Genomic DNA, 25,416 nt, shown 5'->3' with positions numbered 1-25,416 from the left:
TAGCCTCCTGATTATAATAGTTCCCAGATTTCAAATTCTCCAAATCCAAAATTAGTTTGTTTTCCAATGTGAACGTCAGATGCACACTTTAATAAAGGTAATAGCTCACTAAAATCTCCTTTAATATAAAAACTACCTATAATTCCTCCAAAATCCATTCTCTTCTTTTGTCTACCTGAGTACCTTTCCAACGAAATCCATTTTGAATTATCTTCTATAATCTCTACTTTTTCTGTTAAAGTATTGGAATCGGGAAGGATAATACTTCCATATAAGCTCGTTAAATAGTTTACTCTCCTCAATACTGAGTTAATAAATAAATTTTTGTTAACTGAACGAACAAGTTTTCCTCCTTGCTGGAGTCTTAGAGGTGTATTTATATTCACCATAATTTTACTTGGCTGTTGGGATTGACCGTTCCATAACCATTGCTGGGTGAACAATAAGTCATCAATAATTTCAGAAGCCTTCAAAGTAGAAGTACTTTTGTTCTGATGAATTTGTTCAACTTCACTCACTTTGAATAAAATTCGATCAGGACCTACGCCATTTATTTCTCCAATTGTATAAAGGGATTGGAGAAATAAATGAGCACTACTTACCGCTTCTCCAAAAAATGTTAATTCAATTTTTTTGACTTCGCCCTTTTGCCAATTTTGATTGTTGAAAGTTGGACTTTTAATTATGACCGGTGGAGGCAAAAATTTATTTATTTTTATATATTCTGGGGCAAATATTTCACTAGTAGGTTCGAATACACTCCCATAACCACAATTCTTTAAAAAAGAACAATCATGACACTTAACTCCTTGATTTAAACATGTTATGTCTCTAATTTCTTTACCAAACATTCCTCTAAAAATTGAGAAAGAATGAGTTGGCATTCGACCACTTTTTATTGCTTTTATTGTGATTGATATTCTAATCATGTTAATTTTAATCTTTGTAGCCCTTGTTTTTGTGTTTGTTTCCATTATTAACTCCTTACTCATTCATAAATGAAAGAGAGACTTTTTATAGTCTCTCAGTTCGATAAATAACTAGGTAGGACACATGGTATAGCTAATGCATATGCATATTGAATTACTTGTGGATTTAGTGGAGAAATACCTTTAATAGTCCTACCGTAGTAGGGCTTTATGTCTGAAGTCCTAAATACTGAACCTGGTAGAATTCTTGTAATCGGTTTCTTATTAGAGTAACCCGATGTTGGGATCTTACCCCCTACTCTTCCGTACTTGGTTTCAAGCTTATACCAACCATTTACTGGATCATTTCTTGATGGTACACCATGGCTTAACCAAACTACTGCATTTGCTTTATCTTTCATTTCATCCAAATCGTTTCGGAGAGTAATATTTTTTATTTTAAATTGGCCAAAGCCTAAATTCTTCTTTTTTCCATAACCAGAATAAGAGACTAGATTTAAAAGTTCAGTAAATAATGAAAGAGAAGCTTTATCCAGCACTCTTATATAAAAACTTATATTGCTAGTGTTATTTAAATAAATACTTTCCTCTTCAAATAAACCCTTTTCCTCTAAGCTTCTCCCTGATTCTCTACTAACAATGTTACGTGTGGTAACAACCTTCTTATATTCTCCATTATTTACTGATAAGAAATTAAGAGGTTTTCCATTAATAAAATTAGTAAAATCAGCTTCATTTAAGGTTCTCAATTTTTTCAACCTTTTCCCCTCAGTAATTAACTTTACTTTTTCGGATTTAGTTTGTGCAATCCTGGCTGGAGGAGGAATCATTGGTCGCGGAAAGCTGTTTGGCAAATAACCATCTGACAAAATAAATGGAGGGGCTACTGAGAAACTCTCAAGCCACTTCCCTAGCTTTTCTTCTCCATATTTTTCTTTATAAGTCCATGCTAAATGTCCAAATAATACGTCTGCTTGCCAAGGAGTCATAAACGGGCTAGTAATTTTTAAAGAAAATTCATATATATTCATTTTTTAATCTCACTTAATTGCCTTTTCTTTAACCATTTTGGATGTGGGTTGATCTTCATTATTATTAGGAGTAATAAGTTGTTCAAATTCTTGTGATGTAGATATTTCATTAACATTTTTAGAACGAAACTCTAAATTCCTCAACGATATTTTTCCATACCCTCTACTTCCTGAGCTTCCAAGGTAGTCAGCTTCTAATAATGCTAACCCTTTCTTAATAAAGTCAATCAATTCTTCTTCCTTGTCGTGATCGTAAATCTTCAGGGTTAAATTAAGATTAAAAGTCGTTCCAGAAGGTACTCTTTCGTATAACCTTGGATTATATGCTGTTCCACTCTCTCTTTTAATAGAGTTTTCTGGTTTAACTTCAGAAAATAAAATGCCTTTTTCAATTTGAGATTTGCTTAACAGCTCCATTGATTCGTTAGTCAATTCGGCATCGCGAACTAAAATGCGCGTAGGTCCTAAATTATGACGGGTGTTATTATGTGCTCCAAAAACCTTGCATATTGTACACTTTCCACACATACAAGGATTATCTTTTGATTTATCCTTTTTAAATTTTATATGAGTTAACTCTAAGCCCGTTGTGTGTTTTCTCCCAAACACACTTTCTAATAATGATCTAACTTTTCCCTTTAATGAGGAACCTGGTATATAGGGTATTTCAGTAATTGGATGACGGATAATAGGACTATCAACCCCACCTATTTCCATAAAATCTTTAGAACCCCCTATTCTCAATCCACTATCGCAGTGTATAATACCTTTAATTTCTACAATTTTTTTTAATAACAATCTCTTTTCCTCCTATTATTTAGCTCTAGAATAAGCTATTATACTCTGAAAATGATCAACAAAAGCATGAAAGTGATGATGGCTTATAAGAGCCATATTAATATTTTTATCGAAAAACAACTTAAGCAACCAAGGTAATTTTTCCTCACGGGTAACTGCATAATGTGCATACGGCTCAACTTTATAAATTCTATGTTTATTTAACTCGAAATCTTTCTCATTTTTTAATAAATGTTCAACACCTTTAAATTGGGCATAAAACTTCCTTAATGATCCACGTGTAACTCCCTCTTTGCTTAATTCACTCGCTATATATTTTGCCCAATCCGTATACAATTCCCTCCTAGGTTTTTGGTTTTTATCAAAATAACCACCTTCTAGATAACTAGCTTCTAACTTTGTCATAACTCTTCTCTCCTTGTTCATCTTTATAGTAACTACTCAACTTAATTATTAACCTCATGTACCGCCATAACAAATCGGGCTGAGACTCAGTTAAGTAATCACAACTATCAGTTAAATCAATTTCCTTAAGATTATCCACCCAAGATAAAATTTCTTGATCTTGATTATAATTATTATTCAAATAACGATTTTCAATTAAATTTCTTTTGACTTGATATTCAAGCAATGGAATAAACTTTAAATATTGATTCTCTCCTTCATCTTTATATTTCTTATACATTTCACTAAATAGAGATAATTGATAGATAAAAGAGGAGGGAAGCTTTTCACCTTTCCACCAGTTTGATAACTTCAAGGAAGTTAACATTACAAATTTTAAGTCTTTCCATTCCAAAATTTCGCCCTGAATCGAAACTTGATTCCTTCCTACCTTTTCACCATTTTGAAATCGCACTCTATTTATTAGCTCTTTAGAATTCTCAAGTTCTTCCTCTGCATATTTAGCAGCATGCGGAATTGGAAACTTCGGTTTTAATATTTTTATCCCTGCAGATAACGTTACATCAGGGTTTCCTCCTACAAATGCTTGAAATTTACCTCGGATCTCTCTAGAAACTCTAATGATTTCATCCCAAGGACCTACTAAAAACAAATCGTCTCCACCTGAAAATACAGTGTATGTTAAGGGGAATTTATCCTTTAACCACTCATTAATTCCACCTGAGAAGAAGCGTTCTAACATATTACTCAAAGTTAATACTTCAGTAAGAGAATGGGGTTGTCCCTCATCTTGACTATTCATTAATCCTACTGTGAATATCATTCCCAAATGGTCAACGTCTGCCTTTAAAAACCCTATTAGATTTTTTCCATTTCCTGAATTAGCAATATGACTAAACGTAAGAGGCTCGCCTTTTCTTAAATCCGGTAATTCCGAATTATTACTATAAGTACAATCTCTATTGGAAATTGGAATATAATTTGCAATCCATTTTCTTTGGAATGGAGAGTTTATATTCTCGATTTCGGAATTGTTCCATACCTGTACAAAATAATAGGTATCTGATTTAATATCCTTGATGTTTTCATATAAATCGACAGATATCTCGTGATTGAGTTGTATATCCCCTCTCCCTTCTTTAAACACTATGTACTTAGTTTTAGGAAGCATTTTACCAATATCTTCATCTAATTTGCAGAACTCACAAAACTCATTAGTTACTTTAGGAAACTTTCTACAGCTATCACAGTATTCAGCTGAATTATCTATTTGATGGACGAATATTTCTTCATCCCACACTTCATCTGGTATTAGTAAATTACGAAATGAATTTCCCTTAGAAGCTTGAATATTCTCATATAATTGAGAGAGGACTTCTGGGAAATTGAATTTCAAATCTGAAAAACTCACTATCTGAGCTGCTGAATGTAGAGAAATAGATCCTCTAAACCTCTTAAAAAGGTATCTATTCATTTGCTCCTTCCATTCATCTGTTGATACATCAGAAGGCAAAATAGCGTAAAATAAACCTCCTGCGGATAGCAGTAAATTTGTCATAGGTAATTTATTATCACGTAAAATTTGATGTGAAGCAGCCTCAGCTAATAAACCTAAAATAAAGCTCCTTGCTCTTAATCTCTTTGCAACTTTACCAGCACCAATATGTGCTACATCAAATAGATAATTCTGAATACCTGAAATATCTGCTAAAACTATCTTGAATTCTTGAGATTCATTATAAATATTTCCTAGGGCAATTATTAAACGGAGATGCACTGATAGCTGAATTGAATTGTTTTTCTTATTTACAGGGACACTCGACAACCAGGTATCAGACCAATGAATGAATTGGCTTATCCTCACGACATGGTTGTCAGAAGCATTATTTATAAAACTTATCCATTCAGTACTTATTTGACCCCAATATTCACTCAACTCATCTATGCTTGGTTTAGTTGTTAATGAGGGATTATATACAGCATTTATCCAATTACTTGGTTCATAATAACGAACACTCCTCCTCTCAGAATTATTTAGTGTCACTTCACTAAGAAGTGAAGATAACCCACTTGCTTCTTCATCTACACAATCTTCAATGCAATTTAGAAATTGTTCGCATTTTTCATTATTCAATAAGTCTACTGTTTCCCTTCCCCATTCATGTCCCAATAGAGTATATAAAACTTCATCTGCTTTCTCTGGGACATAATTCTTGACTCTTTCCAACAAACATTTAATAACTGCACTTTCACTTAATAACATTTCCTTCATTTTTTGCTTATCACCCCGATTAATCTCAACACAATAAGAGAGATTATGATAAAAGTCCTAAATCAATTTTCTTATTGATATATTCTCCCTCACAACTAGGAAATCCTTCTCATATTTGGAATAAAATTATAATTTATTTCCTTTTAAATCTTAAAACTTTGGGTGATAAAAAGAAGATTATTAATAGAATTATGTAACGGTGGCAAGAGCTCCCCTGAGTAATCCTTTTAACGGAGTGAGTACTAAAAAGATAGATAATTAAGTCGACTCTTTCTTTATCATCCACAAAGGTTAACAGTAAGGAACCAAGTCAATCATGATCAACTTCATCAAAAAAGCTTTGAATATCAGTTTCTCCAATCCACGTATACCCTTCTGTTAACTTTGCCTCAACTGCTTGATTTGCAGACTTTCCGGATTGATAAGCATAGCTATTCTTATTGAACTTTGGCTGATAGATGCCACGCGTGAGCTTTTCTTGAATTTCGTCTAAAAGCTCATCCTTTCTTCATTCCACATCACTCAATCGAACGCCATCAAGACCTGCAGCATTGCTCCCACCATGAAGAACTTTCTCCCAGGCTTTGTCTAAATAATGCCTTGGAAATTGAACAACAGGCTAAACTGCCTTCACAACCTCACCCCTTATACGTTTTTTAGATAGTCTTTACTAGAACACCCTTTGCTAGTGGTGTTGTACACTAAATACCTCTATGGCGAGGAAGGGTTAGAGAGTAACGATATTATCAGTGGGTAATTCTCTTCAGTGAGGTGAGTTATATAGTCCATTTGCTTATTAAATGCTCTAGGGTGTGGTCTTGGTTCCCTATTTCTAATGATGTATATCGTATATGTTACATGTGGAAAAAAGCGAGTTGTGTTAATCCTCTAATTCGAGGTCTACTATTTCTACATAACCATTGGGCCAAAACGTAAATGATTTTATTCTGTGTTAATCCTCTAATTCGAGGTCTATTATTTCTACTGAGTGCGGAAGATCCTAAAAAAGAAGCGGTGCTCGTAAAGTGTTAATCCTCTAATTCGAGGTCTACTATTTCTACGATTCAAATTCCAAATGGGAGGGTTCAGCATGAGCACTAGTGTTAATCCTCTAATTCGAGGTCTACTATTTCTACAAAAGAAGAGAATGTTTTGCATGCAAGCTGTTTCAGGTGTTAATCCTCTAATTCGAGGTCTACTATTTCTACATTCCTTTTATTTCAGAAACGGGTCAGGCGTTTATGGAACTGGTGTTAATCCTCTAATTCGAGGTCTACTATTTCTACCGTGTCTTAACGGGAGTCACGGCGAATGTTTGGAGTGATTTGTGTTAATCCTCTAATTCGAGGTCTACTATCTCTACTGCTCTGTTTCTGGTCCTTACTCCCCCAAGGGTTTCAAGAGCCATTTTACATGAGGTCCTTTTTACGAAAAATCGAGCCTCCACATTATGTTAACAACACCTTTGATGACTGCCTAAAAAACTATCGATCTTCCGTTTCCTCCCCTATACTCTGTTTTCCTCACACTCGTTTTAACTCTCTAAAGCAACATGGTGAAGAGCTAAAACCCCTACTTTTTTCACCATGTCACTTTAGAGCAAAGAAGCATTCTCACTTTATAATAACTTCTTTATTGCTTAACAACTCAAATGGATCGGCACAGTTATTTTCCTTCAGAAGTTCTAACATAGCTCGATAGCCAACACCGTAGCAGTCATCTCGCATCTGCATATTTTCTTTTAGAGTTTCAGCAAAATGATGTTCACCCATCTGCTCGCAAATATAAATTTCTGTCCAAACTGCATGTCCTTCCATTGTTTCAATTGAAAGGTCGCTTATTTCGAGATTCTCATATTGCCAGATGTGAGTGAGCTCATGGACCAGGGTACCGATGGTGTTGATCGTTGGTGCGCCATTTTCTATATAGATATACATATGATCTGCAGATTTTTTCACCGCAAGGCCAATTAGCCTGCTATCTCTACTAGGCGTCGGTATGAAAGATTCTCCAACGAGCGTGTGAAGTTCTTTTGCGTTTACCATGGTTACTTCTATCTCACTTTTGACCGTTATGTTGAGATATTCCTTTAACGCACCCCTTACTTTGATGTTAAGCCGCTTTAAATCATCCACTACGTCGACTGCACTTACAGCACATTTGTGACATCGTTCTCGCCCATCCTCTAACCTGTCATACTCTGAAGGTGGAAGCATGCTACCACAAAAATCACACTGGCCTTTATTTTCTATGATTGGAACTTCTCTGATAGAAGTACCGCTTGTGTTTTTCAGACGATTCTCTCTTAGAGTGTTTGACGGAAGTAGTTGTTCGATCAAGCTTAGCGTGTCTTCAAGATTTAGGAGTGGCGAATAATTTTCAGCACCCAGTCTAATGTAATAATCAGTTCCATCTTCATTTAATAACCAGTGCAGATAATCATCAAGGATCTCCAATATGTGATCAAATCGATGCATGATACTTTCAAGAATTCCGAGGTGGACTGGAGAATCTTCTATTATATATAGTGCTAGAACGTTCCCGGTATTCTCTAACCCATCCAACGTCATTTGTGGATAAAGTAAACCCAGGTTTTTTGTGAATTGTACCTCTGTTGAAAAGTAGTCTTCTGGTAGAACGGTGCTTGCTGCAATGTATTGATGGCTATAAGGGAAAAGTGAAACGAATACTTCATTTAATAGGAAGGAAAGCGTAAATGCTAGTTGCTCAGAGGACTGTAGCAGGTTATCACGCGTCTCAATTTTAACTTCCAATGCTTTACTATTTCGGTATTCTCTTTTTGTTTCCTCTTTATTCACCGCAATAAAATTGGTTTTTTCGCATTCCAGATCGACACCTTTTTCAAAGGAAAAATAGCCATTTGTCTCAGCTTTCACATGACTCTCTATCATGTTGAACGTAACCGTGAACCTTTCTTTTTGCTTTTGTCCCAACTGTTTCAATGGCTTTCCAACACTCGTCACAGTAAAGCTAATACTATTACGATATCGTTCTTTTTTGAAAGGGACTTCAAACGATAATTCTACTACACCTCGCATATGATCGATGCATTGTACGGAGTATAGCTTACCTTCAAATGAACATAACTGACCTTCGAGGTAATTTTGATACACGTTTCCTTTTAGAACCTGATCAAGAACAATCCCTGATTGCGTTTTAATATCGTAATACGTTAACCAGTCAGGAAGTAATATATGCCGTAGTCCTTCAGCCATCGTGTAATATGTTTTTTCCTGGAATTCTATTCGGTCTTTATTGAAATGGAGGACTGTATTTATTTCGATCATGCGGCTGTAGTCATTTTCATGATGGAACGCTTCGTTAAATAATCGATTAATCCCATGCACCACCGTATGAAACCTAAGAGTTGTTTTAGTTAAAATAGATCGAACTTCTTCTTCCTCTATTCCGCCTGTACACAAGCGGTCCAGCAATTGAAAAGCATTATTCCACAGCGAAACGGGTGGTTTAATGGAAAGAGGAGAGATTTTTCGATTATTATCAATGAAATAGTCAATACAGTTAGTCAGATAGTCTCGTAATAAGTAGGGTGGCGAAACAACATGAATGAATCCTACCTTCTTTGAAGCTGGCAACCATTGAACGAGTGTGTCGACTACGTTACATTCAACGTCTCGAACGATAGCAAATTGATAGTCGTCCATGGAAACTTCTAACGTGTTCCTGTGAAAAATGGCTCGATTGGATAAGGTATCAAAAGTAAAGGCTTCTGCCATGTATGACCTCAACTGTTCGCGGTTATCCTTAATCTCCTCTAGCCCTTCTTCGATTGGATTTCGATTTTGATTAAGATACGTGATCCGCTCCACGCCATATTTAATAGCTGGTACCGCTAGCACAGCATCAGCCTCGATTCTCCTATGAACCATTCGAGAAACGACGCTATCCTGAAATAAAGCGTCCCCTTCTTTACGCCATAGCATATAGTAGATTTTAGTACTTAGAGGTAGGAATGGCTCATTATCTCTTGGATCTGCGCCGAGCAAATTACGAACAGTTTGCTCAAGGTCCTCCTGCCATTTTGATAAGATAATGATATGCGGTTGCTCCTCGGAAATTCTTTTCAATCGATCTATAAATTGTTGCAGAAACAGCCCGTAACTATTCAAGATTCTCTCCGCTTCAGGAAGCATAACGCATCCGATCGCATTTTTCTCCTGACTTAAATAATGATGAAGCGAGGCATGCGATAGATCAGCTGGTGTAAGCACAAGGACATCTGCATGGATATTTTGCTCGATTACCTCGTGAAAAGTAGCGATTGTAAAAATAGCCCCTTCTTCTTCTCGTTCAACTATGCCGCTCTTCAACCATTCCACCATTTCATTTGCATGTGACTTTGAGGATGCGATGACGGCAATCTTCTTATTGCACGTAAGTAACCGTACTAGTCCAGCAAATAGATAAGGAGATAAATCGTGATAGTGTGGATCTTCAATCAATATATCTTTTTCTTCTAGAATATCTCGATATATTCTACAGTAGCTCTCACGAATTATATGTCTCTCACGTTTCAACCGGTCACATAATGCGTTGATTTGCATCTGCACCTCATGGTTTGTAGTCATCTTTTCATAGTAGTAATGAGATTCTCTAAAAGCTCCGCCCTCAAGTATCGCCTTTTTTAAGATGCGTTCAGGCCAAAGCCTTTCATACTCGTTGTAGAGCTGATCGTAATCAACGGATTTGTTAACGATCGCATCATCCCCTTGAATAACACCATACTTACGGATAGGAAGGGGACCTCCGAGAAACCATGCAAATTCAGCAACGAGGATAAACGATAGGACCGGATACTCTCCGGGAATGACAGGTGCTATATATTCTGGGAAGAAGATACTCATTCCCGCTAACAAAAACAGTATGATAACTGGGATCGCTACGGAATAGGTAAGAAGAATACTCGTAAACACCCATTCTTTTTTTAGAACCACCTGTTCTCCTTTACGCTTATAGAAGAAAGCTACAGTAGTAGAATCTTTACGTAATAAGGATTTTCGTAGCTTTTCCGGTAAGAGAATGATTAGCCGTTTAATAACACGCGGGATCTTCAGTCTAGAAACAGATTTCTTCTTTTTCTTTCGAAAAACATACTGCGTAAACGCAACAATATTTTGCCCGCTTAGCTTGAGAACAAGAAAGCTTCCCAGTAAAAATGTGTTGATAGCAAAAGACGTATACCCTTCAGCAAGAGGCACGATTTCATAGAGAAACCCTGTTAGATGGGTCAAAATATACTTGTTAAATAAGAGGAATCCACTGACAAATAGTAAGGCTGCAGGTAGGAGCCAGAACTGACGATAACGCATTTCTTTTCGATAGTTTGCAAGCTTCAGGCCTCCAATTTGAATGAGAAGAATGCAACAGAACAGCAACAATATCAAGTATGGGTTCATAGTCGCACCACCAGCTCTTCTCCAAATTCGATGTGTGAGATCGCTTTTAGCTCATCCGCTCTCAAGGACTCTTTTGATCGCCCGATCGCAATCGTAATAATATGTTCTCCTTTTTGATTTATATCAGTATCCAGCAGACTATAAAGCTGGTTGTGCACAACATCCTTTTCGATTGATAAATTCAGATCACGTTGGAGCTTTACCCTTTGATGACTGTCCCTGGAACTAACAAAACGTTGTGCTAGTTTCATATGTTCACGCACCTTTCCTTGGTGCCAGCGGTACATCATATTTTCCTGTGCTTGCTTGTTAATTTCTTTCTCGACGCGACTTATTTGTTGACTGATGATCGTGATATGGTAGAGCTTATTTAAATAATGATTGTAAGCGAACTGTGCTTCGTTCTGACTTTTAACAAAATGATCTCTCTTTCCATTCGCCTCTTCCACAAGCTTGTGAATAGGCGCAACTAACTTTCGATAAGCCAAAACAAACAACAAGGAAAACATCAGTAGTTCTCCTCCAATTTGATAGAGTGTAAGAGAATTCATATGTGGATAGAGTAACACCAACAGGATGGTAAGAATCGATAGAGCAACGATTGTGAAAGAAGGAAAGCATGTGAGTCTAAGCATCATCGCATCATTTAATTTCCTTGCGTATTCCCTCCACTCTACTCTACTCGCTTTTGTAGAGGGAACCTTTTCTTCCAACTCATTTTGGAGCGTGTACCGTTTTTGTTTAAGCGTTTCTAAATAAGTATTCAAGTTCACAATCATTTCTTCTTGATACAGATGCTCCTGCCTTTTTGCTACACTCATGTTCCAAACAGCTTTTTGCGCAGCTTCAACGGCCTTTTGTTCTCGCTCATACAACCGTTTCTCAACTGTCTCGAGAAAGGTATTCCAATCAGTACCGTACGTGCGTCGTTGGCTGAGCTTAAAACGAGGTGCTTCACACTCAACTTCTTCTAAAGCAGCAGAAAAGTTTGGTAACAGCTCTGGGTCCGAGAATGGTTTGATACTGAAATGAACATCCTCTAACTCTCGATCTTCTAGCTTCCCAAGCATCTCATTCAGATGACTCCAGTACTGTTGGTACATGAGTTGCAGTTTATTTTCATCAAGCCCAACGCTTACATGCTGAACCGTACCTTTCCGTACTTTATCAATCCATTTTGGATACAATACGAGGGCATTGATTAAAAATGCATTATTGTAAAGCTGAGCTTTTTTCCTGCTCACGGATGAGCCAGTTTCTTTGATACACAATAAACGGAAACCCTCTATGTCAGCAGCTAGGCTCACATTCTTCAATAAAATTTCCTTTAGCATATTTGACGGCTTGAATTGATTCATCTCCATAGGTAAAGGAGGTTCAATAAATCGTAAAAGACCCTCTTCAAACGCTTGATAGATCGCCTGTAGCTGTTCATCACTAAGACTGTCACCTTGTAAGAGTTCAGGTGTTGTTGCGATTTTCTCCTTCTTTCCATCTATTAAATTCGTAAGATGGAGCTTCAAGCTACCCGCTCGAAGGGAAAGCTCACGGAGGAACTCTTCATTGGGAGTATCAATCGTTCCTGCTTTCCGTAAATCAAGATCCTCACCCCAGCTAGTATCCAAGGAATGAATTTCATCAAGTGTAAAATGATTGGTAGCTCCAGCGGAATATTCAGTCACATAGCCTGTGGCATCTAGCTCCAGCAACATTTTTGTACAACTATGAGCCAGTTCTCTTTCACGACTTCCTGCGATGACCACTTTATTGAATGGTACATGCCCTGCCTCCGCGAGAGGCGAGAGGACATGTGTGGTAATACCTGCAAGCTTCACACTAAGACGCTGTGTCAACTTGTTTAACAGATCTTCGTGCATCAACAGAACAAGCTGCCACTCACCTATTTGCTCGCGTTCTAAATAGTGTGCAATAGCAGTAGTAAGTGCATGGAACTCCATCTCAGAACCTGGTGAAGTTAATGAAAAAAATGATGTCTGTTTCTGAGCACGTGCTTTGTAGAAAAGTGGTTCGATCAGGTGCCAGTCGATAGGCTTCTCGTCTACGTGAATGATAATCGAACGCATCTTAATGCTTCCTTACTTCTTCTGTTTTTAACGAATTCAATTTGTTATGAATTTGATTCTTCCATGAATTGTATTCAACGGAATCTTTTTCAACAGATTCAACAGCTTGCGTTTCCTCCCAAAGATTTTCTATAAATCCAGCCGCATCCATTCGCGCCCTGAATCTGCGATGATTTCCATAATGCTGGATATAATACTGTTCAATTTCATTCAATAGACAGCTACGAAGGCGATCACCAACCTCCTGCAGACTTTCATCACCCGGATTTTCACTTTCGTAAAGAAATCCAACGTCAAGAATATTGTGGAGGAAATCCTTCGTAATCGTTGTAACATGTAAGCACCCTATAATAAATTTGTGCTCTCCAATCTCTTTATGCTTCTTCGTATAAAACGCCTGCATCTCAGAAGCACGATCTAGAATTTCATCGTAAATTACTGGATTATGCGGGAGCGCTTGATGAAGCTGATGCATGTCTTCTCCAATAACTGCTCCTGACTGCCTGATAAGTCTTGATCCCTGAGAACCCTGGTACTGATAAACCATTCTTCCATCTTCATTTACAAGCTTAATCCATTTATAAATAAGACCTAGCAAAAATGCGCGATCTGCTTTTGAAACTTCAAGCTTTGCATGAGAAGGATTTAAATCCGGTAAATATGCTGGCAAGTGCCAATTTTTATCCAGGTGAGGCGTTACAGTGGCTTCTCCTCGATTAAGTCGATCGATTCGCTTTCGATATGCTTCGAAATAAACACCCGGCAGCTGCTGGAAGTTCTCAGACTCTCCACCTGCAGAAAACTTTTGAAAGTTCTCCACACTAAGGCCATAATGGGCTCTGTAGCAAATGATCTCATGTCTTGAAAAAGCATCATCCTTCACTTCTTTATCCATAAAATACTCATGCTTTTGTTGCTCACTTAATCGCTCAGCACTCTCACTATGAATTCCCCAGAACTTAAGCTCTCTATGCTCAGGTACAAACGGAATAAATGGACTTGAGAGATGGGCAAGATGTGAGATTCTGCTTTCAATATGCTTCTCAGGCTCATTCCCCGTAAAGGCTGCTTCTCTCCGTAATGCCATAATAATGTCAAGGTCAAGACGATCCGCCTTTTGCTCCTTCAATTGTTTACGACAATACGCCAATACCTGCTTTCGATAAAGTTCTTCGACTTTGATGACATTAAAGAAATCGGACTCATACCTTGCGTTCGCTCGTTCACAGTACTGCTTATAATGACTTAGATAGAGTTCTTTAGAAATACCATCTGGCAGAATTCCTCTATGAATATCCTGGCTGACGAGTTCCCACAGCTTCTCTTGGTTTTCTTTTGTTGCAAGGACGTATTCTTTCGTAGGATTAATGATTCCTTCGTATTTTAATGCCTGTTGATTTATTTCTGATAACAAGGTGTTTCTAGTATCCTTTAAGTTCTCAAAGAACCGCTCCCAGTCCTGAATCATTGCTTGAATGGATTGATCAACTGATACAAAAACGAGCTCTAACAACAACGACTCTTTATAAGCCGTTAAAGCCGAGTGCTGTCTTCTTGCTTGCACAATATAATCTTCCATAAAATCCCTTAACTGACTTTTTAAAATTCTACCAATCAGATTTTGCTTGAGTGCCAACTCTATTCGTCGAACCGCATCCTCAATTTCTTCTGTACCGCTAAGGTTATAAGCATCCTCATAACTATCAATTTTATATTTTAGATTTCTATTTTCTTCACGTAATTTTTCAATTTTCTCGCGCAGCATCAGATGAATCTTATACATCATATAACGAACACCAAGTGGATGAATTGGACGAGGCTTCATCAGGAACCATGTATTTAATCTATAATTTTGTCCCCCTCCCCCACTTGGATTGTCGTAATCCTGGTCAATGATTTGGTGGTGGAGGAAAGTGCGATATTCATATACTTTTTTGTTAATCTGATCCTTATATAGTGCAAGGGCGAACTCACTTTGCTCAACTTCTCGCTTCACTTTGTCTTCCATCTTTAATAGTTTTTCATCGAGTTGACATTTATTGGACTGAGCGTTAAGGTCTGGATCATTCTTGATCACTTGCTTGATGCGTTCTTCCATCGCCTCTATAAATAGTCCAGCTTTCCCGCTGCCCCGTTTTCCATTAGAAAGTTCCTCTCGAACCTGTCCTTCCACTTCTTTAAAGAATGGCTGTGGAATTTCATCGTTTACTAGCTGATCAAACGTTGAAGTGAAGCGTTCGCCGCGATTGAGCCGTTCTCGGTTGATCCCTCTTCTAAGATCATTTTCATAGCGCTTGAGCTCTTCCTCGTAGATTTGATCAATCTTAAGCCAGGCTTCATCAAGTCCACCAGCAGCCCATTTGAGTGCACAGTACTCTACAATATCTTCATACGGATACGTTAATGACGCAACACCAGCCCCGCAGTATCTTCCTCTTCCTTCTGAACCGATAAGCTCAAGAATTTGGTTGTCCTCCTGTGAAAAATGCTTCGCAGAGATCGGGCTGAACAGCTGAAGGTACACAGTTTGCGAAACCTGATCGATGTAATCAGAAACCCCAGAGAGGTGCTCCCCTTTCAAATTCTCATAGTCGTATAGAAAACAGAAATCATAAGGCAGCTGTTTATCCGTGATCGCATGCGTCGTTCTTCCTTCAAGGTCGACCTGATTTGGCCGGTATTCCAACTCAATCGTGACATCTTTTCCCTTCGGTGAAGAAGCAATGCGTGAGATCGCATTGAGTTCTTTTAAACTCGCATATCCATTCGCCTGTACAGCTTCCCACTCTCGATCATCTAACGCATTACTTCTAACGAGGATGTCAGGCAGCAAGAAAGCACCTCGAATAAGAACACTCGCCTGTCCGAGCTTTCTTTCAAGCATTTCGCGAAGATACATCGCAACCTGAAGATAGATACCAGACCCTGTCCCGCCAACAAGAGAAGAAATAATAATGACACGAACACCATACGTTGTATTATCCTTTTGAACAGGAAAAATCTTTTCAACACTCTCCCATAAGCCATTCATCTTTCCATCCGCCATCGCAGATCGAAAAGCAAGCCTCGAAACAGCTCGGATTTGCCCCGCTCCTTCTGTCATCGTTTTCTTTCTCAGCTGAGGATTAGGAGGAAACCATGAAAGTAAGGATTCATTCTGATGAAGATACTCGCCTACCGACTTTCTCGTACTCGTCTGCGTAACATTCGCTTTCAAATGAGAGAGCTTCTTGATGCTATTCACATCAGTATCGAACGCATGAATCGCTACCCTGTCTCTACGATCTTCTGGAATGTTTCCATAAATGTTGTTTGCGATTGTGCTCCCAATCCCACCAAGTCCAATCAGTATTGTAGGTACGTTATCATTTTTCATTATTATTCCCCTCTCTTTATTCACCGGTATGGAATACATAATGCTCTTCTTTATTGCTTTGAGAAATTACAATCGAATCATTGCTATAAATCCTAATATCCTTCTCGCCACTTCTTTCCCCTAACTTCATATCCACAACAACCATCTCGGGACTCTGACTTTGCCTGGCAAGAAGGATTTTTTCTCCCCCCTTAGATGCCTTAAAGGTTAGATTATCAATTGTTTTCTTTTCAGGTACATATGGAATAAGCCAGCGTTTAATAAAGTTCGTTTTAAAATCTTCCGTCATCGTTCTGCCTGGACGCCTCTCTCCGTTAGTTATATAGAACACCTGGCGACTCATATGACTGCTTTTGCTTTTGAATCTCGGTTTTATAAGGATGCCGATAATATACAAAAGTACTAGTAAGATAGAGAGGACACCTGCGATAAAAGGTAAATACTTTTGATACCAGGGAATGTTTTCAACGACAGGATACAAGGTAAGCTTCGCTTTCTCGCCTGGATATTTTCCTACCAACTGAATGTCCACCGGAATTTTCCCTGTGGATGCAAGCATGAGGGGCCACTTCGGCTTTGTCGTTAACAAAATGGTGTTCCCTTTCTGACTTAGCTCATAGATCATCCGTTTTTCGCGAGTAGAAACTGTTACATTACTCCAAATCTCTGTAAGCTCACCTTCTGTTATCGCTTCGCCATCGATCATCGGCTTCACAACCATTGGTTCTGCGGTATTCAGTTCATTTAACTTTGCACGCCACTCTGGATTAACCGCTTGGAGTTCAAGGTTTCGAATCGGATAGCCATGAATAACCATCGACTTTTCCTTTTGATACAATCCTTTTATTCGAACTTTCACTTTTACAGCAATGTCATCCTTCTCAATCAGTTTAAAATTGCCAGTAAACTGTTTATCCTCTTCGTTCCACGCAAGCTCCAGTTCTTCATCTTCAATTTGTCCCGTTACTTCAAATAGAGCGACCGTCTCGTCATCGAGCTCAAGAACGCGATTCGCTTTACTATCCATAATCGAAACATCTAGCTTCATCTTACTGCCAGCGAAAAACGCTGATTTATCTTTCGTGACGCTACCGTCTTCATTTAGTTTTGATACAGAAAAAGTAAAATCCAGTGCGGGCTCTGCAATAATCTGGATGTGCTCTCGTTGTTCTTTACTAAGCGGTTCTTTTAAAGTGAGTGTAATTTCTCCCTCAGGAATCGTTTCTTCCGCATTCTGGTGCTGAATGTGCGTAACACTTCCTGAAATAGAAGGACTTAACTGGTTAGGGTCATCTGGCGTTTCAATACGGAATGGTCCCGTAACGCGCAGCGGTACCTCATTACTTTTAAAATTGGCAAGATTAAACGGGGAATTGTTCTGTCGTGACTGCTCGATCAGCGTTATTCGTTCGAGCGGCAGTGGTGAGGTTAGGGTTATCTTATCTCCCTTTATCTTTGGATTCAGGTCAAAAATCTCATCTGTTGAAGGATCACGATTGGTTATAAGTGCAGCAACCTGATTAATGCTCGATACAATATCACCGTCATCGCTGCTTTCAATCAACGTACCATCTGTCGTACGTTGAAAGAGATTCTTGAAATCGGTCATTAGTTTTTTCTCAATCGGAATTAAGTTCGATTCGATGGTTACAAGTGCGCCATTGAAAGATCTGTTTTCCGTATGAAACGCTGTTGTAAGCTTCCAAAGCGTCTCATCAAGTTTTTTTCGTTCCTTATCTTTTTCATCCTGAGAAGTATCTGAATCTATAAACTCAGTGAACACACCATCCGTTAACACAACAAGCCATAACTCTGCATCTGGATAACTCTGAGAAGTTTCCTTAAGTTCCTCAACGGCTGTATGTATGGATTGAACTGGCGTATTTCCGGCCCCCACCCATGATCTAATGTTCTCAATTTCTTTCTCGCGACTTCTCTCTCCTAATCCAATTTCTATCACCCGACTAGATGCACTCATCGGAACAACCTTTAGAACATCACTTTCATCAAGTAAACCAACAAAGCTCTGAAGCGCATAGTTGGCATACTTCCAATTGTCGATTGCCACAGTATTACTGTTTTGATCCAAACCCTCAAACATACTTGATGAATCATCATACACAAGCACTACAATCCGCTTTTTCGGGATAGCATCATTAGTATTTGCATGAACGCTCGCAGCAACTAAAAAGAATGAAACGAGAAAACTGGTCACGATCAAAAAATTCTTCATGCACGCCTCCTCTCTTAGTAAGTTGATTACATTACTGGAAGCTAATTCCTAAAACTAAGATTCGACGTTGGTGTTGGGATTCCTTCTACCTAGGACTATTGATTGAGTGGAGGTTTTATTTATCTTGGGGGTTTTTCAAGTAATGGGGTGGATAGATTGAGAGGTTGATGGTGATAGGAATAATGGAGGGGTTTTATTACCTGGTGGGAGTTATTGAGAGGAGATTTGTTCAGGAAGAGGATCTATTAATCTTCTTTGCTGTGGTCTATTTTTAAATATTTCTTTTATAGTCTTAGAAGCTATTGTCAGGGTTAATCCTCTAATTCGAGGTCTTTCATTTCTACCTATTCATAACAGCGAGGCAAATTTATCACGGCAAGTTGTTTTAATCCTCTAATACGAGTCTATCATTTCTACTCCCTACAAACGGGCGAGAGGGCTGTCCTCTATTTGAGGTGTTAATCCCTTAATACGAGATCTATCATTTCTACAGTTAGGACCCTTCCCTTTTGAACGCGATAAAGAAAGTTCAGTGTTAATCCCTTAATACGAGGTCTTTCATTTCTACATGATTATATGACAGTTAAGAATTTAACCAGGAAACTGTGTTAATCTCTAATTCGAGGTCTTCTATTTCTACGGTAGATTGACGAAGGACCCAGAATTACGTTACACCCCAATGTGATAATCCTCTAAAACGAGGTCTAGTATTTCTACACGGAACACTTCAACTTCACACGCCGAAGAATTCTCAATTGTGTTAATCCTCTAAAACGAGGTCTACTATTTCTACCCTTGAGCGGCTCGAAGAAGGCGTCGCGATGCTCAAACTTGTGTTAATCCTCTAAAACGAGGTCTACTATTTCTACGCTTATTATTAGAGGTCTTAAATTCGATACAGTTGTACATGTGTTAATCCTCTAAAACGAGGTCTACTATTTCTACGTTGACGAAGAGCCAACTGCAAAAAGACCTAAAGAAAGAGTGTTAATCCTCTAAAACGAGGTCTACTATTTCTACTTAGAGAGGAGTTCTCTAAGGAGGCGTTCAACGCTAACATGTGTTAATCCTCTAAAACGAGGTCTACTATTTCTACCGCAAAACGAACTCGACACGAGAGAGCCGACGATGGAAGATGTGTTAATCCTCTAAAACGAGGTCTACTATTTCTACTGCACCTAAATTTTACCTTACTCTCCCAACGGGTTCAACGCCTATTTTACATGACCTCCTTTTTCCGAAAAAACGGAACTCCACGTTATGTAAACAGAACAATTTCTCACCCTCTCTCAATGTTACGTTCTCCTTTATTCTCTAATTTGCTTCATATTACTCGCATACGCTTTAACCTATTAACGGGACATGGTGAAAGCCGTTTTATCGTGTTTTTTTCACCATGTCCCTATAAAGAAATAAAGTTTCACATATTTATTTTCCGATCAACCTTACCCCAAACTTCTCTTCCAACCATTTCGGCACAACAAACCTCACTGTCATGAGCGGATCGACAACCTGGCACACTTCGACTTGCCCCACCGCACTCATCAGCATCGTCACGTCACTCAACGACATGCCTGTTTTTCCACAGATTCGATCGATCATCAGCTCAGTTGCAACCTTAACAGCTTCATCAAGCGTTTCTGCTGAAGCGATTTGCGTCACGACTTCATCGTTTTCTAACATTGGCTGAGTAACGCCTTCATCCTTAACAACTTCAAACGTCACTGTCGCTTTTCCTTCTACTTCGATCCCAGAAACGCTCACTTCTCCATCACCCATCGCCGCGTGAAAATCACCAAGTCCGAACAATGCTCCTTCCACGGCAACAGGGAAATACAGCGTTGCTCCTTCCGTGACCATCTTATTGTCCATGTTTCCTCCATGGGCACCCGGCGTTCCGCATGACACGCCTTCCCCTTCAGGTGCAACCCCAATCACGCCGATCATGGGATTTAGCGGAAGTTCGATCTCGTTAAACACCGCTTTCCCATCCTTTATCGGAATCATCTTCGCTTTCATTTCCTCAAGCCGATGCCCCATGACACCGAGATCAGGACCCACGACCATCACACCGCGGTCACCGATCTCGAGCTTCTCAATTTTCACTTTCAAAACGTCACCGGGCTCAACACCTTCTATATAAATAGGACCTGTCGCTGGGTTAACACGGTTCCAATCGATTCCCGTAATCTCAGTGTCTTCCGACTGAATTTGATTTTCAAAACAATCGTATGTACTGATTTCGATCGTATCTCCTACCTTTACCTTTTTCACTGGAGCATGAGCTTTATTAAAGTCATAAATAACAGAATCAGTTGAGAGCGTGTGCATTATTTTACCTCCTCAAAGTGATAAGTGTACGTTTTCCTCTAGTAAAAATTCCCCGCAACAAATGGTACAAAAACAATGCGCGCGGGTTCCTCCTTCCCTTCCTTTCATACTAATTCGTTTGAAAACGCTCGCAAACCTCCTCCTTCCTTCTCTATCATTCTAAAAAAGTACAATTCTATCGATCGATAGTCGAGAAATCACCCAGGTCATTAACTAAACATCGTTAAAATTCTTTTATTATCGTAAATTATCGTTTGTTTTCGACTGTAACAATCGACCCAAAAACCTTAACACTTCTCTAACAATCTATTAATAGACCCTTAACCGTTATCTAGTAAAGTACACATTGTGAGAAAAAAGAAACACGGGAGGTACTCAAATGAATTTTAAAAACTTCAAGAAAAAAGCAATCCCATTCGCAGTTGTTTCAACGCTCGCATTCAGCAGCTTTGCTGGTGGCGCTCCTGAAACAGAAGCGAAATCAGATAAAGATCTAAAAGTTAATGGTGAAATCAAAAACGTTATCTTCTTAATCGGTGACGGAATGGGTCCTGTGTATAACACGGCATACCGTTCATTCATGGATGACAAATCAACGCCTTATATGGAAGAAGTAGCATTCGATAAGCAGCTACTTGGGCAGCAGCAAACGTACTCTTGGGATCATGAAGAAAGCGTAACGGACTCAGCTGCAGCAGGTACTTCAATGGCCGCTGGTATCAAAACGTACAACGGCGCAATCTCTGTTGATATGGAAAAGCAAGAAGTTGAAACTGTTCTAGAGCGCGCTAAGAAAGAAGATAAAGCGACAGGGCTTGTATCAACATCTCAAGTAAACCACGCTACTCCAGCATCATTCGGTGCTCACGATGAGTCCCGCCACAACTACAATGCGATCGCTGATGATTATTTCGATGAAAAAGTCGATGGCGAGCATAAAGTAGATGTCATTCTAGGTGGTGGTACAAAGTACTTCGAACGCGCGGATCGTGACCTTGCTGGTGAGTTTGAAGAAGCTGGATACAGCTACGTAACAAATAAAGAAGATCTTATGAGTGACGATAATGAACAGATCCTTGGCCTTTTCGGTGAAAAAGGAATGGACAAGATGATCGACCGCGACGAAGAAACGCCTTCACTAGCTGACATGACAACAACTGCACTCGATCGCCTTAGCAAAGACAAAGACGGCTTCTTCCTAATGGTAGAAGGAAGCCAAATCGACTGGGCTGGTCACGACAATGACGTCGTTGCAGCGATGAGTGAAATGGAAGACTTCGAACAAGCATATAAAGAAGCAATCGAATTCGCGAAAAAAGACAAGCACACGCTAGTCGTTACAACTGCTGACCACTCAACTGGCGGTTTCGCAATGGGTCGCGACGGTGAATACAAGTGGGATCCAGCTCCACTAAAAGCTGCTAAGCGTACGCCTGACTTTATGGCAGAGCAAATCGCTGAAGGTGCTGACGTAGAAGAAACGCTTAACAAGTATATCGACCTAGAGCTTACTGAAGAAGAAATCAACTGGGTAAAAGAAGCTACGAAAGCTGAAAAAGACAAAACAACTGAAATCGACAATGCGATCGAAAAAATCTTCGACCTGCGTTCAGGTACTGGCTGGACAACTGGCGGCCACACTGGTGAAGACGTAAACGTGTATGCTTACGGTCCTGGAGCAGAAAACTTCATCGGTCTTCATGACAACACGGAGACAGGTCAAATGGTGAACGACCTTCTTATGAAGCAGAAGAACGAAGACGATGATGAAGATGATGACGACAACGAGCGTGACGACGATTAATTAAGGGCATACTAAGAAAAACGTTCCCGCTGCTCATACGGCAGCGGGAATTTTATAAGCAGGAGGTCTTTCTAAATGAAAACTATCGGATTCTTTCTAGCAGCTTCCCTACTCCTTGCCGGATGTGCGACTGACGCTGAGCAAGGCGCAGATAATAATACGCAATCTGAAACAACGCAAGAAGACAATCAGCAAAAAGATGAAAACAAAAACGAAAATAAATCAGCCAAAGCTCCCGATAATCCACAAGCACCGGATGACAGCTCACTAACGAAGGTTGGCGATTTCCATGAGGATGAAGATGGATCCGTTACGTTAAAAGCACTCTCAAACTATAACGAAACGACGAAAATCGGAGACGTTGAACTTACTATTTCAGACGTTAAAGTGATGAACTATTCGCCTTCGATGGACTTGATTGACTTCTTCCATCCGTATTCCGATGACGAAAAGAACTTCAATTATGTAAAACTGCACGTAACAGTGAAGAACACTTCAGATGAACCAGTTGATTTTGCTCCTGTCTCGGTGCTCGAAACGAGTGAAGGAGAGAAAAAAGGGTTTGAGGAAGACTTTTACCTCGAAGAACTTTATGGGGTATACGAAGGTAACGAAGAACGTACTGGCGAATTGGGATTTGTGCTTAACGAAACAGATATCGCTGAGCTTTCATCCCTAACGGTAAAAACAAGTGACGTGTTTGATGAAGATAAGAATTCCAAAGCTAAGGCAAAAACAATTGACATTCCGATTGAAGACTCCTGATACCAGGGGTCTTTTTTTAGCGTGTTAAAGCACGTTTCGCAGATAAATTCCTTTTTTCGCGGATATCTACTCGATTATCGCGGATAAAATAAAATTTCCGCGGAAATAATGAGAATTTCGCGGATAACCCCCTCAAAATCGCGGATATCCACTATCAACACTCATCCATCCCCACAAGATACAATCGTTTCAACGCTCAAACAGCTCGATATCCCTTCGTTACGTACCAGATCAGATAGCTTATAAACGAAAATCCTAAGGTTCCAAACAAAATGACCGACTGAAGCTTGTACCCTTTATTTGCGACCATCCACTCTGTAGCCATATGAAAAACCGCTGCCAAATCTAGCATCTCTATCTCCTCCTGAGTTAGGTGATACTAGATTATAAGCAAGCGGTTCGTCTTTTATGCCTATCAATTATGGAAAGTTTTCAATCGCTCTGTCAGTTCCATGAAAGTCTCGCGGTCACGCTCGTCTAATGCTTTATCTATTTCTTTCATAAGTAGCTCTTCTCTATGTTTAATAGCGTTATTATGGACATGTTCTAGTAGCTCTGCGATTACTTCCTGACTCTGCTCCGACACTTGGTTTGAATAGATTTTTCGATGATCCATTGTTTCATCCTCCATTCTATTATTAGAAACGCAGCTACAATTGTTATCGCTGTTACTATAAATCTAACCGATTTTACAAAACTTTAAACTTCACAATGCAGATTCTTTTAACTTTTCTGACTTTAAGGAGATTTTACTAGACCTTCACTTCTTTTACAACGGCTTGAAACGCTTGTTCTAAATCATCGATAAGGTCTTCTACATCTTCTATACCCGCTGAGTAGCGAATTAATCCTTCTGGTATGCCCATGGCCTCTCTCTCTTCAGGTGTGCATTCGACATGACTCGTCGTTCGTGACGGTCCCACCGTTGTCTCCACGGCTCCAAGATTTGCGGCTCGGTTTGCAAACGTAAGCTTAGGTAAAAGATGCTTCACCGTTTCCACACCGCCTTTCACCGCAAAGCTGAACATCCCGCCGTAATCCTTCATCTGCTCTTTTGCGATTTCATGCCCCGGATGATCCTCGAGTCCAGGATAATATACCTCTTCGACAAGTGCCTGTGACGTTAAGTACGTCGCGACCTTCATCGCGTTATCGCACTGCTTCTGTACACGAAGCTTGAGCGTTTTCATCCCACGCAACAAGAGATAGGCACTCATCGGATCCATCGTCGCTCCGTTGATTTCCCGGTAATGATAGATTTTTTCGACCAAGTTTTCATTTCCACAAACGACCCCGCCGAGTGCATCAGCATGACCACCGAGGAACTTCGTAGCACTATGGATCACGAGATCCGCTCCGAGTGCGAGCGGGTTTTGATTGATCGGTGTAGCAAACGTGTTATCGACAACAACGAGCGCCCCCACTCTGTGAGCTGCTTTTACCATCCGCTTAATATCCGTAATCTTTACCGTTGGATTCGTCGGTGTCTCGAGATAAAGAATGCGGCATCCCTTCTCGACCTCTTCCTCAATGAGCTCATGATTTCCCGTTTCACAAAGCATCACATCGACGTTTAACATCGGAAGAAATTCCGTGAAGATTTTATTCGTGCCACCATACGTATCTTTGATCGACACGATCCGATCTCCTGGAAAAAGAAACGTTGCGAGCGTATTGCTGATCGCCGCCATCCCCGTCGAGAAACTCGTCGCCGCTTCCGCTCCTTCAAGCGCCTTCACTTTATCTTCGAACGCCTGAACAGTCGGGTTCGTATTCCTACCATAGATATGACCCTTCTTATTTCCAACCGCGACCTCATACCACTCGTCCATGTCATCATATCCATACGCTACGCTATGAACGACCGGAACTTGTGTCGCACCATGAGAGAGGTATTCTTTCTCCCCTGCCCAGACGGACGATGTCCCCATTCCTGGTTTTTTCACAATC

15 protein-coding genes and 1 CRISPR repeat array are annotated in these 25,416 nt (G+C 39.6%); of the genes, 2 read left to right on the top strand and 13 right to left on the bottom strand.

Annotation, left to right across the window (positions count from 1 at the left end; all coding sequences use genetic code 11):
* Positions 1 to 11 precede the first annotated feature (11 nt).
* From cas6 to ACXAHI_RS13730, 10 genes are all read right to left on the bottom strand, one after another.
* A complete protein-coding gene (cas6, locus tag ACXAHI_RS13775) occupies positions 12 to 974 on the bottom strand; it encodes a CRISPR system precrRNA processing endoribonuclease RAMP protein Cas6 (protein WP_474848727.1) in 963 nt (320 codons plus the stop codon).
* Positions 975 to 1,024: 50 nt separating this feature from the next.
* The gene (csm4, locus tag ACXAHI_RS13770) at positions 1,025 to 1,960 is read right to left on the bottom strand and encodes a type III-A CRISPR-associated RAMP protein Csm4 (protein ID WP_474848725.1); all 936 of its coding nucleotides are present in this window, start codon (positions 1,958 to 1,960) and stop codon (positions 1,025 to 1,027) included.
* Positions 1,961 to 1,969: 9 nt separating this feature from the next.
* Positions 1,970 to 2,758 carry a type III-A CRISPR-associated RAMP protein Csm3 gene (gene csm3, locus ACXAHI_RS13765; RefSeq protein ID WP_474848723.1) on the bottom strand — a complete coding sequence of 263 codons (789 nt, stop codon included), beginning with the start codon at positions 2,756 to 2,758 and terminating at the stop codon, positions 1,970 to 1,972.
* A gap of 15 nt (positions 2,759 to 2,773) precedes the next feature.
* A complete protein-coding gene (gene csm2 / locus ACXAHI_RS13760; protein ID WP_474848721.1) occupies positions 2,774 to 3,163 on the bottom strand; it encodes a type III-A CRISPR-associated protein Csm2 in 390 nt (129 codons plus the stop codon).
* A complete protein-coding gene (cas10, locus tag ACXAHI_RS13755) occupies positions 3,144 to 5,435 on the bottom strand; it encodes a type III-A CRISPR-associated protein Cas10/Csm1 (protein WP_474848719.1) in 2,292 nt (763 codons plus the stop codon). The genes csm2 and cas10 overlap by 20 nt, the downstream gene beginning before the upstream one ends.
* 1,613 nt (positions 5,436 to 7,048) lie before the next feature.
* Positions 7,049 to 10,873 (bottom strand): hypothetical protein, encoded by a 3,825-nt coding sequence (locus ACXAHI_RS13750; RefSeq protein WP_474848717.1) that lies wholly within the window; start codon positions 10,871 to 10,873, stop codon positions 7,049 to 7,051.
* Positions 10,870 to 12,957, bottom strand: coding sequence for a hypothetical protein (locus ACXAHI_RS13745; RefSeq protein WP_474848715.1), 2,088 nt, complete (start codon positions 12,955 to 12,957; stop codon positions 10,870 to 10,872). The genes ACXAHI_RS13750 and ACXAHI_RS13745 overlap by 4 nt, the downstream gene beginning before the upstream one ends.
* Before the next feature lies 1 nt (position 12,958).
* On the bottom strand, positions 12,959 to 16,333 hold the full coding sequence (locus ACXAHI_RS13740) for a tubulin-like doman-containing protein (protein WP_474848713.1): 3,375 nt from the start codon (positions 16,331 to 16,333) through the stop codon (positions 12,959 to 12,961).
* A gap of 16 nt (positions 16,334 to 16,349) precedes the next feature.
* Positions 16,350 to 18,566 (bottom strand): vWA domain-containing protein, encoded by a 2,217-nt coding sequence (locus tag ACXAHI_RS13735; protein ID WP_474848711.1) that lies wholly within the window; start codon positions 18,564 to 18,566, stop codon positions 16,350 to 16,352.
* Between the two features lie 680 nt (positions 18,567 to 19,246).
* A CRISPR array of direct repeats spans positions 19,247 to 19,739; the repeat unit is 36 nt; unit sequence GTGTTAATCCTCTAAAACGAGGTCTACTATTTCTAC.
* Between the two features lie 255 nt (positions 19,740 to 19,994).
* Positions 19,995 to 20,897 carry an acetamidase/formamidase family protein gene (locus ACXAHI_RS13730; protein WP_474848709.1) on the bottom strand — a complete coding sequence of 301 codons (903 nt, stop codon included), beginning with the start codon at positions 20,895 to 20,897 and terminating at the stop codon, positions 19,995 to 19,997.
* Between the two features lie 379 nt (positions 20,898 to 21,276).
* Here ACXAHI_RS13730 and ACXAHI_RS13725 point away from each other — a divergent pair, with 379 nt between their 5' ends.
* Together ACXAHI_RS13725 and ACXAHI_RS13720 are read left to right on the top strand one after the other, a co-directional pair.
* Entirely contained in the window at positions 21,277 to 22,701 is a 1,425-nt protein-coding gene (locus tag ACXAHI_RS13725) for an alkaline phosphatase (RefSeq protein ID WP_474848707.1), read from the top strand.
* Between the two features lie 75 nt (positions 22,702 to 22,776).
* Positions 22,777 to 23,466, top strand: a complete 690-nt coding sequence (locus tag ACXAHI_RS13720) for a DUF4352 domain-containing protein (protein WP_474848705.1) — start codon at positions 22,777 to 22,779, stop codon at positions 23,464 to 23,466.
* Between the two features lie 196 nt (positions 23,467 to 23,662).
* Here the strand turns inward: ACXAHI_RS13720 and ACXAHI_RS13715 are convergent, their stop codons facing one another.
* The 3 genes from ACXAHI_RS13715 to ACXAHI_RS13705 all read right to left on the bottom strand — a co-directional run bounded on the left by ACXAHI_RS13715 (position 23,663) and on the right by ACXAHI_RS13705 (position 25,412).
* Positions 23,663 to 23,818 (bottom strand): hypothetical protein, encoded by a 156-nt coding sequence (locus tag ACXAHI_RS13715; protein WP_270180938.1) that lies wholly within the window; start codon positions 23,816 to 23,818, stop codon positions 23,663 to 23,665.
* A gap of 63 nt (positions 23,819 to 23,881) precedes the next feature.
* Positions 23,882 to 24,082 carry an IDEAL domain-containing protein gene (locus ACXAHI_RS13710; protein ID WP_270180937.1) on the bottom strand — a complete coding sequence of 67 codons (201 nt, stop codon included), beginning with the start codon at positions 24,080 to 24,082 and terminating at the stop codon, positions 23,882 to 23,884.
* 136 nt (positions 24,083 to 24,218) lie between these two features.
* The gene (locus ACXAHI_RS13705; protein WP_474848702.1) at positions 24,219 to 25,412 is read right to left on the bottom strand and encodes a cystathionine gamma-synthase family protein; all 1,194 of its coding nucleotides are present in this window, start codon (positions 25,410 to 25,412) and stop codon (positions 24,219 to 24,221) included.
* Positions 25,413 to 25,416 lie beyond the last annotated feature (4 nt).

Source organism: Anaerobacillus sp. ABD4_527 (genome assembly GCF_056160805.1).
This window is presented reverse-complemented; position numbering and strand designations above follow the sequence as displayed.